Genomic DNA, 19,318 nt, shown 5'->3' with positions numbered 1-19,318 from the left:
CCGGGTGATCCGGTGGCGTGAGGGCGTGGTGCGCGAGGTCCGGGAGGGGTGGTCCGGGGTCGTCGAGGTTGACGTTGAGGTCGCCGGCAGCGGCCTCGTGCGCGCCCTCTCCTACACCGAGGTGGTCGGGGTGCCCGAGGCGGGCGACCGGGTGCTGCTGAACACGACGGCGCTGGACCGGGGCCTGGGCACGGGCGGCTACGCCCTGGTGGCGGCGATCCCCGACCGGCCCGGCGCGTGGCCCGCGGGCTGGGCCACCGACCCCGAGCGACCCGGGCACCTCGTCAAGGCGCGCTACACCCCGCTGCAGACGATGGTCCTCGGGGTCGACGACCCGGAGGGTGCGCACCACGCCGTGCTGGAGGAGGCGGACTCCCTCGACGGTATGCCGGTCGTGGCCGCCGACCTGCACAGCGCCCTCCCGGCCGTGCTCGCCGGGGCCCGGCTGGCCGCGTCGCGACGGGGTGCCGCGGCCCCCCGGATCGCCTACGTGATGACCGACGGAGGCGCGCTGCCCCTGGCCTTCTCCCGGACTGTCGCCGCCCTCCGGGAGGCGAGGTGGATGTCGGCGTCGATCACCTGCGGCCAGGCCTACGGCGGCGACCTCGAGGCCGTCACCGTGCACACCGCGCTGCTGGCGGCCCGGCACGTCCTGGGGGCTGACCTGGCCGTCGTCGCCCAGGGCCCGGGCAACCTCGGCACGGGCACCCGGTGGGGCTTCTCCGGCGTCGCCGCCGGGGAGGCGCTCAACGCGGCGGCGGTGCTGGGCGGGCGCCCGGTCGCCGCGCTCCGGGTCTCCCAGGCCGACGCCCGCCCGCGGCACCGCGGCCTGTCCCACCACAGCCGCACCGCCTTCGGCCGCGTCCTGGCCCGCCCCGCCGACCTCGTGGCTCCCGTCCCACCCGACGACGCCCGGCTCGGGGACTGCCTGGCCCTGGTCCGGGAGCAGGCGTCCGACCTCGTGCGGAGGGCCCCGCACCTCCGGCTGGTCGAGGTCGCCACGGACGGGATCCTGGAGGCCCTCGCCGACGCGCCCGTCCGGATGTCGACCATGGGTCGAGGCCTGGCGGAGGACCCGGCCGCCTTCCTGGCGGCGGCGGTCGCGGGCGTCCACGCACGGGAGCTCCTCGGCTAGCCGACGGGGACGTCGCCGATCTCACAGCCACCGGACGGCACGCCGCTGCCGGTGCGCCACCGCCGTGCCGCGGCCGGCGTCTCGCTCGTGGAGTCCTCCGGCTGCGCCGGGGCAGCACTCCGTAGGCTGACGCCATGACCCAGCGCGACGTGACCGCCATCCTGCAGGACGTCCTGGACCGGGTCCGGGACGATGACGCGGGCGAGCCCCACGAGCTGCCGGTCCACGCCACCGCCGACCTGGACCGGCTCGCCGTGGCGGTCGTCGACAACGGGGGTGAGACGTTCAGCGCCGGGGACGCGGAGCACCGCTTCCCCATCCAGTCGATGAGCAAGGCTCTCGTCTACGGGCTGGCCGTCGACGACGTCGGGATGGACGAGGTGCTCCGGCACATCGACGTCGAGCCGTCCGGCGACGCCTTCAACCGGATCAGCCTGGACCCGGGGTCCCGCCGCCCGGACAACCCGATGATCAACGCCGGCGCGCTCGTCGCCCACTCGCTGGTGCGAGGGCCGGACGCCGAGCAGCGCTACGCCCGCATCCACGAGCTGCTGTCGACCATGGCCGGGCGGGAGCTGGAGCTGGACGAGGAGTGCTACCGCCAGGAGATGGAGAACGCCGACCGCAACCTGGGGATCGCCCACATGGTGCGGGCGCTGGCTGAGCTGCCCGACGAGCCCCACGACGTCGTGGACGGCTACTCCCGGCAGTGCTCCATCGCCGTGAGCACGATCGACCTGGCCCGCATCGCCGGGACCCTCGCCAACGACGGGCTCGTCCCGGGGACCGAGACCCGGGCGCTGAGCCACGTCGCCGCCCGGCACGTGCTCTCGGTCATGCTGACCTGCGGCATGTACGACTCCGCGGGTGACTGGGTCTCCACTGTCGGCATCCCCGCGAAGAGCGGCATCAGCGGCGGGATCATCGGCGCCTCCCCCGGACGCGGCGGGATCGCCGCATACTCCCCGCGTCTGGACGAGCACGGCAACTCCGTGCGGGGCGCCCGCATCTTCGAGGAGCTGTCCACCGAGCTCGACCTGCACGTGCTGCGCCCCCGCCACCGCGACGGGTGACGGGGGCGCAGGAGTGCCCGGAAGCCAGGGTCAGCGGACCTCGACGAGGTCCACGACGAAGATCAGCGTCTCGCCGCCCTTGATGGCGCCACCGGCGCCGCGGTCGCCGTAGCCCAGGTGCGGCGGGATGACGATCTTGCGACGGCCACCGACCTTCATCCCGAGCAGACCCTGGTCCCAGCCCTGGATGACCTGGCCGACACCGACGGTGAAGGTGAGCGGCTCGCCGCGGTTCCACGAGGCGTCGAACTCCTCGCCGGTGGACCAGGCGACACCCACGTAGTGGGCCGAGATCTGGGCGCCGGCCGTGGCCTCGGCGCCGGAGCCCACCTCGATGTCCTCGAGCACGAGCTCGGCGGGCGGGGCCTCACCCGGGAAGTCGATCTCGGGCTTGGCCTTCTTGACGTTGCCGAACGGGGAGTCGGTCATGGGTGTCTCCTTCGGGTATGCGGTGAGGGCGGGTGGCGCGGACGCCTCGGTCAGTAGGCGCCGAGGATGTCGACGACGAAGACCAGGTCCTCACCCTCGAGCGGGTGGGCCTGGGGGTCGGCGGTCGCGGTGCTGCCGGCGTCGTCGGCACCCTCGGGGGCCTCGCCGTAGGCCTGGGCCGCCGGGATGACGAGCAGGACGCGGGAGCCGACGGTCTGGCCGATCAGACCCTCCTCCCAGCCGGGGATGACCCGGCCGGCGCCGACCTGGAACTCGAAGGGCTCGCCGCGCTCGTAGGAGGTGTCGAACTGCTCACCGTCCGAGAGCGTCACGCCCGTGTAGTGGACGCGGACCAGCTGACCGGGCTGGACCTCCTTGCGCTCGCCCTCGATGAGCGGCTGCACGACGAGCTCCTCGGGGGCGTCGGCGCCCTCGACGTCGATCTGCGCGGGGCTCTGGCCGTCCGCCTCGACGGTGGGCAGGCCGTCCTCGGGCTCGACCTGCTCCCCCTCGGCCTGGGTCAGGGGCTCGTTGGCCTCCTCGATCTCCAGGTAGAACACCATCGTGTCCTCGGGGCCGACGCCGAACTGCGGGTTGCCCGCCGGGCCGAAGGCCTCGCTCGCCGGCAGTGCCATCAGCAGCGCCTCCCCGACCTGGGTGCCCGGCAGGTTCTCCAGGAAGGCGGGGAAGAGGGACTCGTTGTTGAGGTCCATCGTCACCGTCTCCTCGTTCTCGAACGTGGAGACGATCTGCTCACCGTTGGCCCCGTTGACCGCGAGGTAGCGCACCTCCACCTCGGCGGTCTCCGGCACCTCGTCGCCGTCGCCCGCGGCGACCTGCTCGGTCTGGGTCTCGTAGGTGACGAAGGGCAGGTCGCCCTCGGCGAAGGGCTGCCCGTCCCAGGTGAGGGTGGGGGTGTCGCCGTCCTTCTCGACGGAGACGTCGGCCAGGCTCGCGGCGGGCCCGGCGGAGGTCACGGCCGCGTCGTCCCCGCTCGTGGCGGCGACGTCGTCACCGTCGGTGCCGGGGCTGCAGGCCGCGACGACGAGCAGGAGGGGGGCGGCCGCAGCCGCGAGGAACCTGAACCGGGGTGAGCGCACGCGCGCATCCTTTGCTACTCGGGGGTGCAAACCGTCGCACTCTATCGTCCGTCTCTGGGTGACCCGTGCACCGCCGGGGTCCGAGGACGCTGATCAGACGCCGCGCGGGGTGCCGGGAGGACCGCTGGTGCGGATGTGCTCGACGAGCTCGTCCACCCTGGGGTCGACGCTGGCGAAGGGGTCCTTGCAGATGACCGTGCGGGCGGCGACGTCATTGAGCTTGAGGTGCACCCAGTCCACGGTGAAGTCGCGGCGGTGCTCCTGGGCGGCACGGACGAAGTCGCCGCGCAGCTTGGCCCGGGTCTGCGGGGGCTCGCTCATGGCGCGCTGGATCCGCGCGTCGTCGACCAGTGTGCGTGCCTGCCCGGCCCGCTCCAGCAGGCGCACCAGACCGCGCTGCGGATGCACGTCGTGCCAGGCCAGGTCCAGCTGCTGCAGCCGCTCGTCGTGCGGCGCGAGACCGTGCCGCTCGGCATACCGGTCGAGCAGCTTCTTCTTCATCACCCACTCGATCTCGGTGTCGACGAGGTGCAGCTGCTCGCTCTCGACCGCCTGCAGGGTGCGTCCCCACAGCTCCAGCACGTCCCGGAAGGGCGGCACCTCGGCGATGCCGGCCCCCTGCGCGTGCCGGGTGGCCAGCTCCAGCAGGCGCTGCTGCATACCCAGGGCGGTGATCGTGGTGCCGTCCGCGAGAGGGATCGGGCGGCGCCCGGTGCGGTCGCGGCTCACGTCGCGGATCGCCTGGATCGGGTTGGCCAGGGTGAGGTCGGGCACGATCGTCCCCGCCTCGAGCATGCGCAGGACCAGGTCGGTCATGCCGAACCGCATGAGGGTCGTCGTCTGGCTCATCGTGGAGTCGCCGACGATGACGTGCAGGCGGCGGTGCTTCTCGGGGTCGGCGTGCGGCTCGTCGCGGGTGTTGATGATCGGGCGCGAGCGGGTGGTCGCCGAGGAGAGCCCCTCCCACATGTGGTCGGCACGCTGGGAGACGAGGTAGGTGGCCCGCTCCCCCACCACGTGCAGCCGGCCGGCGCCCGTCACCAGCTGACGTGTGACCAGGAACGGCACGAGGGTGTCGGTGATGCGCTCGAGCCGACCCTTCCGCTCGATCAGGTAGTTCTCGTGGGACCCGTAGGAGTTGCCGCGGGAGTCGACGTTGTTCTTGAGGACGTAGACGGTCGCGTCGAAACCCTCCTCGGCGAGCCGCTGCTCCGCGTCGTCGGCGAGGTCCTGGACGACGAGCTCCCCCGCCCGGTCGTGGGCGATCAGGTCGAGCAGGTCGGCGCACTCGGCCGTGGCGTACTCCGGGTGCGATCCGACGTCGAGGTACAGCCGGGAGCCGTTGGCCAGGAAGACGTTGGATGACCGCCCCCAGGCCACGACCTTGCGGAAGAGGTAGCGGGCCACCTCCTCGGGGGAGAGCCGCGAGGTGCCGCGGAAGGTGGCGTTGACCCCGAACTCGGTCTCGACCCCCATGATCCGCCGGTCCACGGGTCAGGCCTCCTGCGGGCTCACTGCCCGCCCTTCTGCACGAAGCCGTGCACGAAGTCGGAGGCGTTCTTCTCCAGGACCCCGTCGATCTCGTCCAGGAGCGAGTCGAGGGCGGCGTCCCGCTCGGCGCTCTGGGCCGCCGGTGCGGCCGGCGGCGCCTCCGGCTCCGGGGCGTCCCCGCCCGCGTCGTCCCGACGGCGGTCGAACTGCTGCTGCGACATGGGGCCATCCTCTCACCGTCGGTCCTCCCGGTGACGGCTGGCGTACCGTGGCCAGGATGAGTGTGCTCACCCCGCCGGACGTCGTGCTCGAGGCCCGTTTCGCCCGCGAGCTGCCGGAGCTGGGGGTGCCGTGGCAGGCCGTGGACGCCCCCGACCCCCGGCTGCTGCTGCTCAACGAGGGCCTCGCGGAAGAGCTGGGGCTGGATCCGCGCTGGCTGAGCAGCCCCGAGGGCGTGCGCCTGCTCATCGGTCGGCTCGTCCCCGAGGGGGCGTCCCCTGTCGCCCAGGCCTACGCCGGCCACCAGTTCGGCGGCTACTCCCCCCGGCTGGGGGACGGTCGGGCCCTCCTGCTGGGCGAGCTGACCGACCGGGAGGGACGGTTGCGGGACCTCCACCTCAAGGGGTCGGGGCGCACCCCGTTCGCACGGGGCGGGGACGGCCTGGCCGCGGTCGGTCCGATGCTCCGCGAGTATGTCGTCAGCGAGGCCATGCACGCGCTCGGCATCCCCACGACACGGTCGCTGGCGGTGGTCGCCACCGGACGGCCCGTGGTCCGGGAGCGGATGCTGCCGGGGGCGGTGCTGAGCAGGGTCGCGTCGAGTCATCTCCGGGTAGGGACGTTCCAGTACGCCCGGGCGACCGGAGACCTCGAGCTGCTGCGGCGCCTGGCCGACCACGCCCGTGACCGTCATGGTCCGCCCGACGGACCGAGCGAGCAGCCCTACCTCGCCCTGCTGCGCTCCGTCGTCGCGTCGCAGGCGGAACTCGTGGCGCGGTGGATGCTCGTCGGCTTCGTCCACGGGGTGATGAACACGGACAACACGACGATCTCCGGAGAGACCATCGACTACGGACCCTGCGCCTTCCTCGAGGCTTTCGACCCGAGGACCGTCTACAGCTCCATCGACGACCAGGGTCGCTACGCCTACGGCAACCAGCCCGTCATCGCCCGGTGGAACCTCGCGCGTCTGGCCGAGGCACTCCTGCCGTTGCTGGACGACGACGAGTCGCGTGCCGTCGAGCTGGCCACGGAGTGCCTGGAGGCATTCCCCGAGACCTACGCCGGAGCGTGGCTCCGTGGGATGCGCAGCAAGCTCGGCCTCGACGGGTCCGCGACCGACGCGACCGTCTCGACGCTCGCCGATGACCTGCTGCAGGTCCTCGAGGCCAACCGTGTCGACCACACCTCGTTCTACCGATCCCTGGGGGTCGCAGCCCGTGGGGACACCGAACCTGTGCGGAGCCTCGTCCTCGACCGACCGGCTCTCGACCGGTGGCTGGCCCGTTGGCGGACCCTCGCTCCGGACGGGGAGCTGATGGATCGCGTCAATCCCGTCTACATCCCCCGCAACCATCTCGTCGAGGAGGCTCTGGCCGCCGGCACGAAGGGAGACCTGGAGCCCGTGACCCGGCTCCTGGGCGCGGTCACAGATCCCTACCGGGAGCGTCCCGGCCTCGAACGGTATGCCGAGCCGGCCCCCACCGACGTCGCTGCCGCATACCTTACCTTCTGCGGCACCTGAGAGGTCCCGGCCGCAGGTCCCCAGGCCGCAGTGCCCGTCGTCCGATCCCATCGCTGCTCCTTAGAAGGGCGGGATGTCTTCGTCGGTCATGAGTCGCCAGGCGGCCTCGGCTGCTCTGTCGTCGCCGGAGCGGTCCATGGACTGCATGCCCCACCGGCGGGGTGGCTCCTTGGTCTTCTCGCCCGTCTGCCCGCCGCCCTTGTCCGGCCCGTGCGGCTCCTGCCCGTGCCCGGGCCGCCGGTGCTGGTCCCGCGGGTATCGGTCGCGGGCGTGTGCTCCTGGCCGGTGGGGGGTGGGGTGGCGGTGGCGTGGTGGGCCAGGGCGTGGGTGGTGGCCTGGGGTGAGGGGCCGGGGAGGCGTTGGCCGGTGGTGGGGTCGCGGTGGGTGAGCTGGATCAGGGCCCATCCGCCGTACCGGATGAGGTCGGGTTCGGGGTCGTCGTCGCCGGGGTTGAGCGGTTCGGTGAGGTCGTGGTGGGTCAGGGCGAGGTAGATCTGGTGGTTGATCTCGTCGGCGCGGTCCTGGGGGCGGTGTCGTGGACGGTGTCCAGGGCGTCGACGAGCAGGGTGAGGTAGCGGCGGTAGTCCCAGGCGCGGGTGCGGTAGATCCGGCCCAGCAGGCTGGTCCAGGTCAGGTCCCGGTTGGCGGCGAGGTGGGCGTCCCAGTCCTTGGCGGTCTTGGGTTCGTGGTGGCCGGTATGCAGCAGCTGGGCGTTGGTCTCGGCGGTGGCCCCGCCGGGGGTGCCGTACTCGGTGACGTGGTCGACCTGGCAGACGGTGCCGGTGCGGGTGCAGCCGGGGGCGCGGCAGGTCACGTCGGCGGCCAGCAGCTGGGCCCGCATCGCCGCGTCCATCCGGTAGGTGGTCAGGGAGCGTTCCACGCACCGCCCGTCGGCGGGGTCGACCAGCAGCCGGGCCATCGTGGTCCCTGGTTCCAGGGCCAGGGCCCGGACCTGCTCGGGGGAGACGAACGTGCCGAACGAGCCGAGCAGCTCTCCCACCCACAACCGGCGGCCTCCGGCCGTGCCGGTGCGGTCCTGGCCCGGTGGGTCCCCACCGGGCCCGCCCCCACCTCCCCCGCAGACACAGACGCCCTCCTGGACCTCACCGTCCTGCTGGGCAGAGTCCTCCCCGTGGGCGCAGTCGCCCTCGGTGGCAGGGCCATCCCGGTGAGCAGGGGCTTCCTCGTGGGCAGAGCTCTCCTCGGGATCGGGGTTCCGGGTGCGGTCACGGGTGGTGTGGTCGCGGCGGGTGCTGGGCAGGCAGCCGGGGCATCCCGGCCGGCCCGTGTGCCCGCCACCCGGGTCCTGCCCGCCACCCGGGTCCTGCCCGAGGGCAGGGTCGCGCCCGAGGGAATAGTCGTCCCCGGGCCCGCCGGACCCGTCGGGGTCAATGGGGCGGGTGCTGGTGCGGCCCAGGGTGGGCAGGGTGTGCGCGGTGGCGGGGTCGTGCAGCCCGATCAGGGGCACGATGACCTGCAGGGTGGCCGCCGGCAGCCCGGACAGGGCCTGGATCAGCTGCGGGCTCCACCCCGCCCGCGCCAGGTCCTGCGCAGCAGGACCCGCCCCGACGACAGCACCCTGAACCGCGGGAGCGTCCTGGGCAGCGGGGGTGTCACCGGCCCCGGCGGGAGCATTACCGCCGGCGGGGGTGTCCTGGTCGGGTGGGGTGGTCGGGGTGGGTAGGGGTTGGTCGGCGAAGCCGACGGTGGCGTGGGCGAGCAGGGTGCGGGCGATGTCGGACTCCAGCTGGGCCAGGGTGCGCCCGTCGCCCGCGGCGCGGGCGGTGCGGGCGGCCCCGGACAGGCGGTCCTTGATCCCGGCGACCCACAACGCCGAGGTGATCACGGTCAGGGTGCCGGTGCCGTCCTGGTCGACCCGGGCGATCACGCCCCGCCCGGCCCACGCCGCGTCCCGCACCGCCCGCGCCGCCGCACGGTCCTGCGGGTCGGTGTCGTCGGCGTGGGTGAGCTTGGCGACCTCCCGCTCCAGCGCGGCGTAGAACGCCCGGTGCTCCCACGGCCCGGTCGCCACGGTGCCCTCGGGGGTCAACCGTTCCGGCACGCACGTGTCGGGGTCGTCGCCGCACATCACCGTGGCCACGTGCACCGCCTCGGCCACGGGCAACCCCTGGCAGGCCCGCCACAACGACCGCGCCAACCGCCACGGCAGCACCCCCCGGCCATCTGGTCCACCACCGGGGCCCGGAAGGCGGCCGGGGCGCACGCCAACGCGACCAGGTGGACCGTCTCCCCCGGGGTCCACCCGATCGCCGGGGCGATCTCGCCCCGTGCGGGCCTTGGCCCGGGCCCGCCACCGCTCCCGCGCGGTCACCGACAGCTCCCCCGGGTCGGCCACGTCCCGCTGCGCCAGCAACGCCGCCCCGATCGCGGTCGACTGCTGCGCGCCGTGAGCACCAGGGCCGCGTCCAGCCGCATCGAGGCCTGCGCGAGCGCCTCCATCGCCGCCAACGCCACGTCCGCCTCCCCCAGGCACGCCCCCACCGACCCCGTCACCCCGGCCCCACCCTGCCCCGGCACCCCGGAGGCATCCGGCCCCGGCCCCTGCGCCGTCCTGGCCTCGGCGGAGCTGAGGTCGCCGGGATCGACCCGCCGGCCACGGCCCACCGCACCCAGCACCACCGCCGCATCCCCGATCGCCGCCGCCGCGGCCTCGTCCAGCCCCACCCCCACCAGGGCCGCCCGCAGCACCTCCCGGGCAGCCGGAGCGGGCACGGGCCCAGGCCCGGTACCGGAGTCCCCACCGGAGGACGACGCCCTCCCCGGTTCCTTCCTCAAACCCCGCACCCCCCTCAGATCCCCCGCGCCCCCGGTCCCCACCAAGAGCTGCTCGATCACCCCATACTAGAACACCTGTTCGAACTGCGCAAGAGGTGAGGGGTCTGTCCGATGAACGGTGTTTCTGGCGTTCATCTCAGAGGTTCTCCGCGGCCGGCATGCGGTCGGCGAAGGTGACGGCGAAAGCGTTGAGCGCGGGCTTCCACCGCATGGTCCATCGTGCCTGCCCCGTGCCCTTGGGGTCCAGCCCGCGGGTCACCAGGTAGAGGCACTTCAGGGCGGCCTGCTCGGTCGGGAAGTGCCCGCGCACGGTGACCGCGCGCCGGTACCTGGCGTGCAGGGACTCGATGGCGTTGGTGGAGAACAGCACGCGGCGGATCTCCACGTCGTAGGCCAGGAAGGGGATGAACTCCTCCCACGCTGCTCTCCACATCTTGGGGATGGCTGGGTAGGGCTTGCCCCATTTTTCCTCGAGCTCCTCGAACGCCGCCCACGCCGCCTCGACCGAGGGGGCGGTGTAGATGCGGCGCAGGTCCTTGGACAGCTGGTCCCAGTACTTCCGGCTGGCGTAGCGCAGCGTCGCCCGGATGAGGTGGATCACGCAGGCCTGCACGATCGCCTGCGGGAAGACGGCGTTGACGCTGTCGGGCAGTCCTTTGAGGCCGTCGCAGACGATGAAGAACACGTCCCGCACGCCGCGGTTCTTCAGGTCGGCCAGCACATTCATCCAGAACTTCGCCGACTCACCACCGCCCTGCCCTGCCCACAGCCCGAGGACGTCTCGCCGGCCGTTCAGGTCGACACCGATCGCGGCGTAGAAGGGCTGGTTGCCGACCTGCCCGTCGCGCACCTTGACGTAGATCGCATCGATGAAGATGGCCGCGTACACCGGTTGCAGCGGACGGGAGGACCAGGCGGCCATCTCCTCCAGCACCTTGTCCGTGATCCTCGAGACCGTGTCCTTGCTGATACTGGCGCCGTACACCTCGTGGAAGTGCGCGCTGATCTCACCGGTGGTCAGGCCCTTGGCGAACAGGCTGATCGCGACCGCGTCCACGTCCGAAAGCCGCCGTTGTCGCTTCTTGACGATGACCGGCTCGAACGTGCCGGCCCGGTCCCGCGGGACGGCGATCGTCACCTCCCCGGCGGCGTCAGTGAGGACCGTCTTGGGGCGGGTGCCGTTGCGGATGTTGCCGTTCCCGGCGGTGGGCACCTGGTGCTTCTCGTGGCCGAGGTGCTCGGTCAGCTCCTCCTCCAGCGCGGTCTCCAGGACGGTGGCGGTGATCGACTTGAGCAGCCCGTCCGGGCCGGTCAGGTCCTCACCGCGGGCCCGGGCGGCCTTGACCAGCTCCCGGACCGCCGCCTGTTCTGCCTCGCTGCGCGAGGTCGTCTTCTTCACCTTCTTGGGCATCGAGCTCATGCTCGAGATCTTCTCGGTCATCTCATGACCTTCCCCGCCAGCTGAGCCGGCGCGTCGGGCCAGAAACACCGTTTAGCGGACAGTCCCGAGGTGAGAGACAGCGATCCTGTGATGTCTCGGGACATCGGTGACAGTTCTGCGTCAGGACTTTGGTAACAGTTGATGTGTCAGGACTTCGGTGACGGAGGGTTCTTGGGCTGGGTGCCTCTGCGTCGTCCGTTGCCGACGTACTTGATGCCGGGTGCGGGTCGGGTCCGCTCGGCCAGGACCTCCCCATGGGTGTCGGTGACGATGACCCGGTCCTCGTCGGTGGTGACCAGCACGCGGGCGAACGCGTGCAGGGCGGTGACCATGTAGGTGACCGAGTCGAGGGCGAAGGTTCCGTTCGAGCTGAGCGTGCGCACGACGGTCCCGTGCGGCAGGTGGGCCGGGCGGAGCTGGCGTGGGGCGGGCCGGTGGGTCCGGTCGGGCCGCTCGAACAACGGTCGCAAGGGTCGGGGACGTGGTGGCTCCGCCTTCGGTGTGGCCTCCCACGCTGCCTGGGGCGTGATCCGCCCGGGCAGCCCCTGGTGGCCTCTTTCGGTGTTGTAGATGCGGTCGAAGGCATCGACCTGGGCCTGCAGCTCCTCCAAGGTGCGCGCCAGGGGTTGCTTGTCCAGGTAGCGGAACAGGGTCTGGTGGAAACGTTCGTTCTTGCCCTGGGTGGTCGGCCTGCCGGGCTTGCCGGTGATCGCCTCCACGCCCAGGACTGCGGCGTGCTCGACGAGCTGACCGATGTGACCCTGGCGGGTGGGGTTCAACGCGGCCCCGTTGTCGGTGAGCAGCCGCTGCGGTACCCCATGGGCGGCCACGGCCTTGTCAAAGACCGCGATCGCCGCCTCGCTGGTCTCACCCCAGGCCACACGCGAGGCCAGGGCGTAACGGGAGTGGTCATCGATGAGCTGCAGGATCACGCACCGGCGGCCCCCGGTCAGCACGTACTCAGTCCCGTCCAGCTGCCAGCACGCGTTCGGCGCCGGGTAGACGAAGCGTCGCCACGCCGAGCGCGGCTTCTTCCTCGGCTCCAGCCTCGCGACCCCAGCCTCGCGGAAGATCCGCGCCAGCGACGCCGTCGAGGGCACCGGGTCCAGGCCCATCGCGTGCATCTTGTCGTGCACGCTGATCGGCCCGTGGTCCAGCCCGGAACGTTCCAGCGCTGCCCGCACCCCGATCGCCTGCTCCTTCACCTCATCGGTGATCCTGGAAGGGCTCGCCCTCGGGCGCCGAGACCTGGGCTCCAACGCTGCCGCCGGCCCCTCCACCAGCGCGCGTCGACGGATCTCGTAGAACGTCTTGCGCGAGATGCCGTGCTCGATGCAGAAGGTGCTCACCGACCCGCGAGGCGCGTCCTCGGGCCACTGCGTGATCGCGAGACGGACGCGGGGATCGACAGGCTCGTTCCTGGGCATCGACCAAGTCCAGCAACACCCGGACGGTGACAAGTGTCACCACCAGATGAGACAGAACCGTCACCGATGTCCTGATGCAGAACTGTCACCGATGTCCCGATAGATAACAGAGAGACAGCGATCCCCGATGCTGACCCGTGTGAGCACCGGCGCCAGCGGCCCGCACGACTGACGGAGGCGAAGGGGGCGACGGCTCGACGAGTGGTCGGCAGCGAGGCCCGGACGCTCCGCCCGCCCGTCAGGCCTCCTCGACGACGAGCTCGGGCAGCAGGGAGGCGCTGCGGTCGTGGCGGTCGAGCAGCGCGCCCACCTCGTCGCGCGTCCCGTGTGCCGGGTCGTCCATGCGCACTCGCTGCAGTCTTCCCCGCTCGTCCACCATGACGACCGAGTCCCACGAGGCGGCGCGCACGTCGCCGGGCGGGCCGTAACGGCGGACGCACTCGCCCCGGAACCAGGCGCGGGTGTCTCCGGGCGGGTCCGTCACCGCGGAGGCGATGTCCTCGTCGCTGACCAACCTCTCGAGCCGGCCTGCGGCCCTGAGCTTCTGGGCCAGACCCCGGGCCGGGTCGAGATCGTGCCACTGGATGTCCATCGCCGCGATCCGCGGGTCGTCCCAGCCCGCGCCCGACCGCTCCCGGAACCGTTGCAGCAGAGCGTATTTCGCGACCCACTCCACCTGCTCCGCCGCCCCCGCGGATCGGCCCGCAGCTGGTCGAGGACGGAGCGCCAGCGGGCCAGCACGTCACCGGTGGCCGAGCCGGTCCCGCCACCGTCGGAGCCGTCGGAGCCGGGCTGCGGACTGTGGGAGTCGGACTCCCCGTCGGCGTCGTCAGCCCACGCCTCGTGCCCCGACCCGGCGGCGTGCTCCACCGCCTCGAGGTGGGCCTCCAGCAGGTCCAGCCCGGTGAGGGTCCTGCCGTCGGCGAGCGCGACCGTGGCCCGCAGCGAGGGATCGTGCGAGATCGTCTGGGCCGCAGCGACCGGGTGCGCCAGTGCCAGCCCCTCCAGGAGCTGCGGATGGGTCTCGATCACTCGCAGGACGGCTGACAGCGACCCCATCGCCAGGTAGGTCGTGACGTCGGCCATGGTCGCGTCCCCGACGATGACGTGGAGCCGGCGGTAGAGGTGGGGCGTGGCGTGCGGCTCGTCCCGCGTGTTGACGATCGGCCGGCGCAGCGTCGTCTCCAGACCCACCTCGGCCTCGAGGTAGTCGGCCCGCTGCGAGAGCTGGAAACCGGGTCTCTCGCTCGCCTGCCCGATCCCCACCCGGCCGGCACCGGCGATGACCGGCCGCGCCACGAGGAAGGGGATCAGCTGGCGCGCGAGCCGGTCGAAAGGGACGGAGCGGGGGACGAGGTAGTTCTCGTGCGTGCCGTAGGAGGCGCCCTTGCCGTCGACGTTGTTCTTCCAGAGCCGGACGTCCAGGCCCTGCTCGGCCAGGTGGTGCACCGCCGCCCGCGCCACGAGCTCCCCCGCCCGGTCCCACCGCACGGCGGCCAGCGGCGAGGTCACCTCCGGCGAGGAGTACTCGGGGTGGGCGTGGTCGACGTAGAAGCGTGCCCCGTTGGACAGCACCGAGTTGGCGATCGTGGGGTCGTCCAGATCGGTCAGCTGGGACCGGTGGGCCAACGCCCGGGCCATCTCAAAGCCGCGGGCGTCCCGCAGCGGTGTCTCGTCCGCGTAGTCCCACCCGGCCCCCGCGGGGAGCGCGCTCCCGGCAGGGGTGGCCGCGGCATACGCCAGGACCACCTGGCCGGACAGCACCATGGGGGTGACGGGCACGCCACGCGCGTCGACCTGGCTGCTCGTGATCCCCAGCTCGGTCTCGATCCCCATGACCCGCCGCACGCTCATGGCGTCGATCCTGCCATCCGGTCCATCCGGTCCAGGGCCAGCTGGACGAAGGCGCCGTACTCCCGCACGAGCGCCTCCTCGTCGGTCGACCCCGGCTCCAGGAGCCGGAGGGAACGCAGCCCGGCGGCGAGTCCCACGAGGAGGCAGGCGACCTCGTCGGTATGCCGTCCCGCCTCGCCCTCCTGCGGGAAGCGCCCCAGGAAACGCTCGCGGAAGTCCCGTCGGGCCGCCGCGGGGTCGGGCGCGCTGTGGAGCAGGGTCAGCGCCCGCAACCACGGCTCGGCGGCCTCGGACGCCCGCCGGTCGACCATGCGTCGCACCAGCAGCTCGCCCAGGCCCGCCAGCGGGACGTCCGGGTCGAGCGGGACGGGCTCGGTGGGGGCCGCGAGGGCGAAGAGCTGCTCCTTGGAGCCCCCCACCTTCATGACGAGCGCCGGCGAGACACCCGCCTCGGCCGCGATCTCACGGATCGTCACCGCGGCATACCCGCGCTCCCCGAAGAGCCGTCGGGCGGCGACCAGCACCAGGTCCCGCCGTTCCCGGGCCCCCTCGGTCTGGGGCGTGGTCACGCCTCGACCCTCCCCATCGAGCCGCTCGGCTCCACCGGACGAGGGATCCCCGTCTCCAGGTCGATGTCGAGCGTGGCGGACGTGGAGTGCACCGTGAGCGCCCGCGACCGGGTCCGTCCGCTCACGTGGTCGACCGCCGTGAGGACGTAGCGGCCCGGCGGGGGCAGGCCGATCTCGTAGGTGCCGGTGGTGTCCGCGTGGGTGGTGCCGACGTACTCCCCCGAGTGGCGGATGAGCGAGACCATGGCGCCGGGCAGCGGCATCCCCCGGTCCAGGACGTGACCCGAGAGCAGCAGGCGCCGGGTGAGGGTGAAGGGCTCGATCTCCTCGTCGTCGAGGTCGACCAGGGTGGACTGCGGCGCCCACCCGTCGGCGGAGACCACGAGCAGGTAGCGCCCCGAGTGCGGCAGGGCCAGGGCGAACCTGCCCTCGTTGTCCGTCCGACCCCAGTCGACGTGCTCGCCGTCGGGCTGCAGGACGGTGGCCACCGCCTGGCGCAGCGGACGACCCTGCGGACCGACGACCTGCCCCCGCACGAGCAGCTCCGGCAGCTCCGAGCGGGGCTTCATCTCCGTCCGCTCCCCGGCCGGTGCACGGGCGGGCCGCTGCAGGGCGTCCTCGGTGACCCGCTGCGGGCGCCGGATGAAGGCCGTGATGAGGGCGCCGCCCAGGGCGGCGGCCGCGCCGGCCCAGAAGATGAGCTGGTATGCGGCGAACGTCGGCGCCGCCTCCCCGCTCGCGGTGGTGACCATCGAGGCGGCGAAGACCGCGGCCACCATGGCCGAGGCCGACGAGGTCCCGATCGAGCGCAGCAGGGTGTTGAGGCCGTTGGCCGAGGCCGTCTCCGTGATCGGCACCGCCCGCATGATGAGCGTGGGCATCGCGGCGAAGGCCAGCGCCGTCCCGATCGAGGCGATGCCGGAGGTCACCATGACCTCGACCACCGAGGCGTGGAGGAAGGACCGCCCCACGAAGCCGGCGACCATGAGCAGCGACCCGGCGATCAGGATCGCCCGCGGCCCGAAGCGGCGGATGAGCGAGGCGGACACCGGCGACATCAGCACCATGGCGATGCCGGCGGGAAGCATGACCAGACCGGTCGACACGACCGACAGCCCGAAGCCGTAGCCGGTCTCCCGGGGCATCTGCACCTGCTGGGTGGAGGTGAGGAAGTTGGCGAACATCGCGAACCCCACGAGCACGGAGGCGGTGTTGGTCAGCAGCACCGTGCGCCGCATCGAGGTGCGGATGTCCACGAGGGGCTGCCCGGCGCGCAGCTCCCAGGGGACCCACGCGGCCAGGACCAGACCGGCCACGACGAGCAGGGTGAGGGTGATGGGTGAGAACCAGCCCCAGCTCCCGGCCTTGCTCACGGCCAGCAGGAAGCAGGTCAGGGCCACCGACAGCAGCACCGCGCCCACGTAGTCGAAGCGGCCGCGGGTCTTGACCAGCGACTCGGGCACCACGAGGTGGACGGCCACCAGCATGACCACCGCGAAGCCCCCCGAGACGACGAAGAGCGCGTGCCAGTCGAAGGACTGGTAGATGACCCCGGCGAGCGGCATACCGACTGCTCCCCCGATCCCGAGGGTGGCAGACATGAGCGCGACGCCGGAGCCCACCCGGTCCGCGGGCAGGTGGTCGCGCATGATGCTGATGCCGACCGGCACCAGGCAGGCGCCGAGGCCGGCGAGGCCGCGCCCGGTGATCACCAGGGGCAGGCTCGGGCTGAGCGCGGCGATGACGGAGCCGAGGATGACCGCCCACATGCAGATGATGAGCATCAGCCGCTTGCCGAACATGTCGGCCAGGCGCGAGACGATGGGCGTGCCCACGGCCGCGGTGAGGAGGGTGACCGTCACCAGCCAGGACGCGTTGTCGCTCGTCGTGCCCAGGATCTCGGGGAAGTCCGGCAGCAGCGGCAGGACCAGGGTCTGCTGCAGGGAGACCAGGGTCCCGCACAGGGCCAGGACCAGGATGATGGCGGTGGTGGCAGCACCGGACGGGGCCGGCTGGTCCGACCCACCTCGTGAACGCATGTTCACGAGTGTAGGCGAGGAAAACTTCTACAGGTGCCGCCCCTGGCCCGCACCCGGGTCGACCGACCGGCCGGGCGAGACGCCCCCGGCACCGCCGACGAGGGTGCGGATGTAGGTGATCCGCTCCCCCTTCTTGCCCGAGATCCGGGCCCAGTCGTCGGGGTTGGTGGTGTTCGGGAGGTCCTCGTTCTCCTTGAACTCGTCGAGGTAGGCCCGGTCCAGGTGTTCGGCCCGCAGGCCCGACTCCCCGTCGGTCAGCCACGCCTTGATCGCGCGCTTCTTGGCCCGGTCCACGATGTTGTGGATCATCGCGCCGGACGCGAAGTCCCGGAAGTAGAGCACCTCCCGGTCACCACCGGCGTAGGTGACCTCGAGGAAGGCGTTCTCGGGGGTGACGGCATACATCCGTCCGACCACGCCGTCGATGAGCGCCGCCACCGTGGCCTCGCGGTTCCCGCCGTGCCGGGCCAGCTCGTCGGCGTGGAGGGGGACGTCGACGGTGAGGTACTTCGTGAAGATGTCGCGGGCGGCCTCGGCGTCGGGGCGCTCGATCTTGATCTTCACGTCGAGGCGGCCGGGCCGCAGGATCGCGGGGTCGATCATGTCCTCGCGGTTGGAGGCGCCGATGACGATGACGTTGTCGAGGCGTTCGACGCCGTCGATCTCGGCCAGCAGCTGCGGCACGATCGTGGTCTCGACGTCGGAGGAGACGCCGGAGCCGCGGGTGCGGAAGAGCGACTCCATCTCGTCGAAGAAGACGACGACCGGGTCGCCGAGGGCCGACTTCTCGCGGGCCCGCTGGAAGATCAGGCGGATGTGCCGCTCGGTCTCACCCACGTACTTGTTGAGCAGCTCGGGACCTTTGATGTTGAGGAAGTAGCTGCGGGAGTCGCCCGTGCCGCGTCGCTCCGCCGACTGCCGGGCCAGGGAGGCCGCGACCGCCTTGGCGATGAGCGTCTTGCCGCACCCCGGCGGGCCGTAGAGCAGCACGCCCTTCGGAGCCCGCAGCTGGTGCTGCTCGTAGAGCTCGTGGTGCAGGAAGGGGAGCTCCACGGCGTCCCGGATCTGCTCGATCTGCCCGGTGAGCCCGCCGATGTCGTCGTAGGAGATGTCCGGCACCTCCTCCAGCACCAGCTCGGCCACCTCCGGTCGTGGGATCCGCTCGGTGACGAAACCGTTGCGGGTGTCTAGGAGGAGGGCGTCGCCCACGCACACCTTCTCCTCGCGCAGGGAGCCGGCGCGCCGGCAGACCCTCTCGTCCTCCCCCCGCACCACGACCACCACACGCTCGTCGTCCAGCAGCTCCTTGCAGATGACGACCTCGCCGGCGCGCTCGTAGGTCGCGACGGCGACCACCGCCTGCGCCTCGTTGAGCAACACCTCGCGCCCGGGCCGCAGCTCGTCGGTGTCGACCTCGGAGGACACCTTCGTCCGGATGCGGCGCCCCGCGACCGACAGGTCCACCGTGCCGTCGCCCACGAGGCGTAGCACCTGGCCGAAGGACAACGGCGGGGCGGCCATCGCGTCCAGGTCCTCCCGGAGGGCCACGATCTGCTCCCGCGTCCTGGTGAGCGTGCTCGTCAGCTGGTCGTTGTGCGCCTTCGCCTCGGCCAGGCGCCCCGTGAGCGTGCGGACCTGCTGCTGCAGGTGCCGCTCGGTGGCACTGGTCTGGCTGCCGGTCGACGGTTGGGTCACCGGTCCTCCTTCAGGTGGGCGGTAGATTCCCAGGGTATGACGCTCCCGCCCGCTCCCCGCGGCACGGTCGTGCTCGCCGGTCTCGCACTGGCCGTCACGACGCTCGCCGGGTGCGGCACCGGCACGACCTCCGGCCCGGTCACCACCGGAGCCGGTCCGGCCGACGGTGCCGGCACGACCACGTCGGGGCCGGCCACCACCACCGACGACGGGGGGACCATGCCCGAGGACCGCACGACCGACCTGGGCCCCGGCGCGGTGCTCACCCCCGACGACGACGGTGCGACCCTGCGGCTGCGTGCCGGCGAGGAGGCGACCCTGCGCCTGCCGCCGCCCTGGGACGCGACCCCGCCGGAGGTCTCGGACCCCGGCGTGGTGGAGCTCGTGCCCGTCGACCACTTCGCCGACCCGGGGTATGCCGAGCACGGCCTGCTCGCCCTCGGGGCGGGCGAGGCCGTCGTGCGGGTGGACGGGCCGGACGGGACGGTGGAGATCCGCGTGGTCGTGGAGCCCTGAGCACGACGT

General features: G+C 72.4%; 15 protein-coding genes and 1 pseudogene. 4 read left to right on the top strand and 12 right to left on the bottom strand.

Annotation, left to right across the window (positions count from 1 at the left end; all coding sequences use genetic code 11):
* The first annotated feature begins 4 nt into the window (after positions 1–4).
* Positions 5–1,135, top strand: a complete 1,131-nt coding sequence (locus E3Z34_RS09010; protein WP_134773322.1) for a DUF3866 family protein — start codon at positions 5–7, stop codon at positions 1,133–1,135.
* Between the two features lie 134 nt (positions 1,136–1,269).
* Positions 1,270–2,208 carry a glutaminase A gene (gene glsA, locus E3Z34_RS09005; RefSeq protein ID WP_134773321.1) on the top strand — a complete coding sequence of 313 codons (939 nt, stop codon included), beginning with the start codon at positions 1,270–1,272 and terminating at the stop codon, positions 2,206–2,208.
* A 30-nt stretch (positions 2,209–2,238) separates the two neighbouring features.
* Here glsA and E3Z34_RS09000 read toward each other — a convergent pair whose 3' ends face one another.
* The 4 genes from E3Z34_RS09000 to E3Z34_RS08985 form a co-directional block, all read right to left on the bottom strand.
* Entirely contained in the window at positions 2,239–2,637 is a 399-nt protein-coding gene (locus E3Z34_RS09000) for an FKBP-type peptidyl-prolyl cis-trans isomerase (RefSeq protein ID WP_134773320.1), read from the bottom strand.
* Positions 2,638–2,687: 50 nt separating this feature from the next.
* The gene (locus E3Z34_RS08995) at positions 2,688–3,737 is read right to left on the bottom strand and encodes an FKBP-type peptidyl-prolyl cis-trans isomerase (RefSeq protein WP_134773319.1); all 1,050 of its coding nucleotides are present in this window, start codon (positions 3,735–3,737) and stop codon (positions 2,688–2,690) included.
* A 93-nt stretch (positions 3,738–3,830) separates the two neighbouring features.
* Entirely contained in the window at positions 3,831–5,228 is a 1,398-nt protein-coding gene (pafA, locus tag E3Z34_RS08990) for a Pup--protein ligase (RefSeq protein WP_134773318.1), read from the bottom strand.
* A 20-nt stretch (positions 5,229–5,248) separates the two neighbouring features.
* Positions 5,249–5,449, bottom strand: coding sequence for a ubiquitin-like protein Pup (locus E3Z34_RS08985; RefSeq protein WP_134773317.1), 201 nt, complete (start codon positions 5,447–5,449; stop codon positions 5,249–5,251).
* Between the two features lie 56 nt (positions 5,450–5,505).
* Here E3Z34_RS08985 and E3Z34_RS08980 point away from each other — a divergent pair, with 56 nt between their 5' ends.
* Complete coding sequence (locus tag E3Z34_RS08980; protein ID WP_134773316.1) at positions 5,506–6,972, top strand: protein adenylyltransferase SelO; 1,467 nt, start codon at positions 5,506–5,508, stop codon at positions 6,970–6,972.
* Between the two features lie 478 nt (positions 6,973–7,450).
* On the opposite strand, the gene E3Z34_RS08975 is transcribed toward E3Z34_RS08980, so the two are convergent.
* The 8 genes and pseudogenes from E3Z34_RS08975 to arc form a co-directional block, all read right to left on the bottom strand.
* Positions 7,451–9,145 carry an HNH endonuclease signature motif containing protein gene (locus tag E3Z34_RS08975; protein WP_158288651.1) on the bottom strand — a complete coding sequence of 565 codons (1,695 nt, stop codon included), beginning with the start codon at positions 9,143–9,145 and terminating at the stop codon, positions 7,451–7,453.
* Positions 9,146–9,300: 155 nt separating this feature from the next.
* Positions 9,301–9,705: a hypothetical protein gene (locus E3Z34_RS08970; RefSeq protein WP_134773314.1), complete on the bottom strand. Its 405-nt coding sequence runs from the start codon at positions 9,703–9,705 to the stop codon at positions 9,301–9,303.
* A gap of 199 nt (positions 9,706–9,904) precedes the next feature.
* Positions 9,905–11,179 carry an IS256 family transposase gene (locus E3Z34_RS08965; RefSeq protein ID WP_238695474.1) on the bottom strand — a complete coding sequence of 425 codons (1,275 nt, stop codon included), beginning with the start codon at positions 11,177–11,179 and terminating at the stop codon, positions 9,905–9,907.
* 176 nt (positions 11,180–11,355) lie between these two features.
* Positions 11,356–12,636 carry an integrase core domain-containing protein gene (locus E3Z34_RS08960; RefSeq protein WP_134773313.1) on the bottom strand — a complete coding sequence of 427 codons (1,281 nt, stop codon included), beginning with the start codon at positions 12,634–12,636 and terminating at the stop codon, positions 11,356–11,358.
* A gap of 238 nt (positions 12,637–12,874) precedes the next feature.
* Positions 12,875–14,490: pseudogene (gene dop, locus E3Z34_RS08955) on the bottom strand (depupylase/deamidase Dop).
* Positions 14,487–15,059 (bottom strand): TetR/AcrR family transcriptional regulator, encoded by a 573-nt coding sequence (locus E3Z34_RS08950; RefSeq protein ID WP_134773312.1) that lies wholly within the window; start codon positions 15,057–15,059, stop codon positions 14,487–14,489. The pseudogene dop and the gene E3Z34_RS08950 overlap by 4 nt, the downstream one beginning before the upstream one ends.
* The gene (locus E3Z34_RS08945) at positions 15,056–17,098 is read right to left on the bottom strand and encodes an MFS transporter (RefSeq protein ID WP_134773311.1); all 2,043 of its coding nucleotides are present in this window, start codon (positions 17,096–17,098) and stop codon (positions 15,056–15,058) included. The genes E3Z34_RS08950 and E3Z34_RS08945 overlap by 4 nt, the downstream gene beginning before the upstream one ends.
* A gap of 27 nt (positions 17,099–17,125) precedes the next feature.
* Entirely contained in the window at positions 17,126–18,793 is a 1,668-nt protein-coding gene (gene arc, locus E3Z34_RS08940; protein ID WP_238695092.1) for a proteasome ATPase, read from the bottom strand.
* Positions 18,794–18,829: 36 nt separating this feature from the next.
* Here arc and E3Z34_RS17980 point away from each other — a divergent pair, with 36 nt between their 5' ends.
* Positions 18,830–19,309, top strand: a complete 480-nt coding sequence (locus E3Z34_RS17980) for a hypothetical protein (protein ID WP_194092468.1) — start codon at positions 18,830–18,832, stop codon at positions 19,307–19,309.
* Positions 19,310–19,318 lie beyond the last annotated feature (9 nt).

The sequence above is a fragment of the Ornithinimicrobium flavum genome (genome assembly GCF_004526345.1).
Taxonomy (GTDB): Bacteria; Actinomycetota; Actinomycetes; order Actinomycetales; family Dermatophilaceae; genus Ornithinicoccus; species Ornithinicoccus flavus.
The sequence above is the reverse complement of the archived record's forward strand: the minus strand, read 5'-3'. Positions and strand labels throughout refer to the sequence as shown.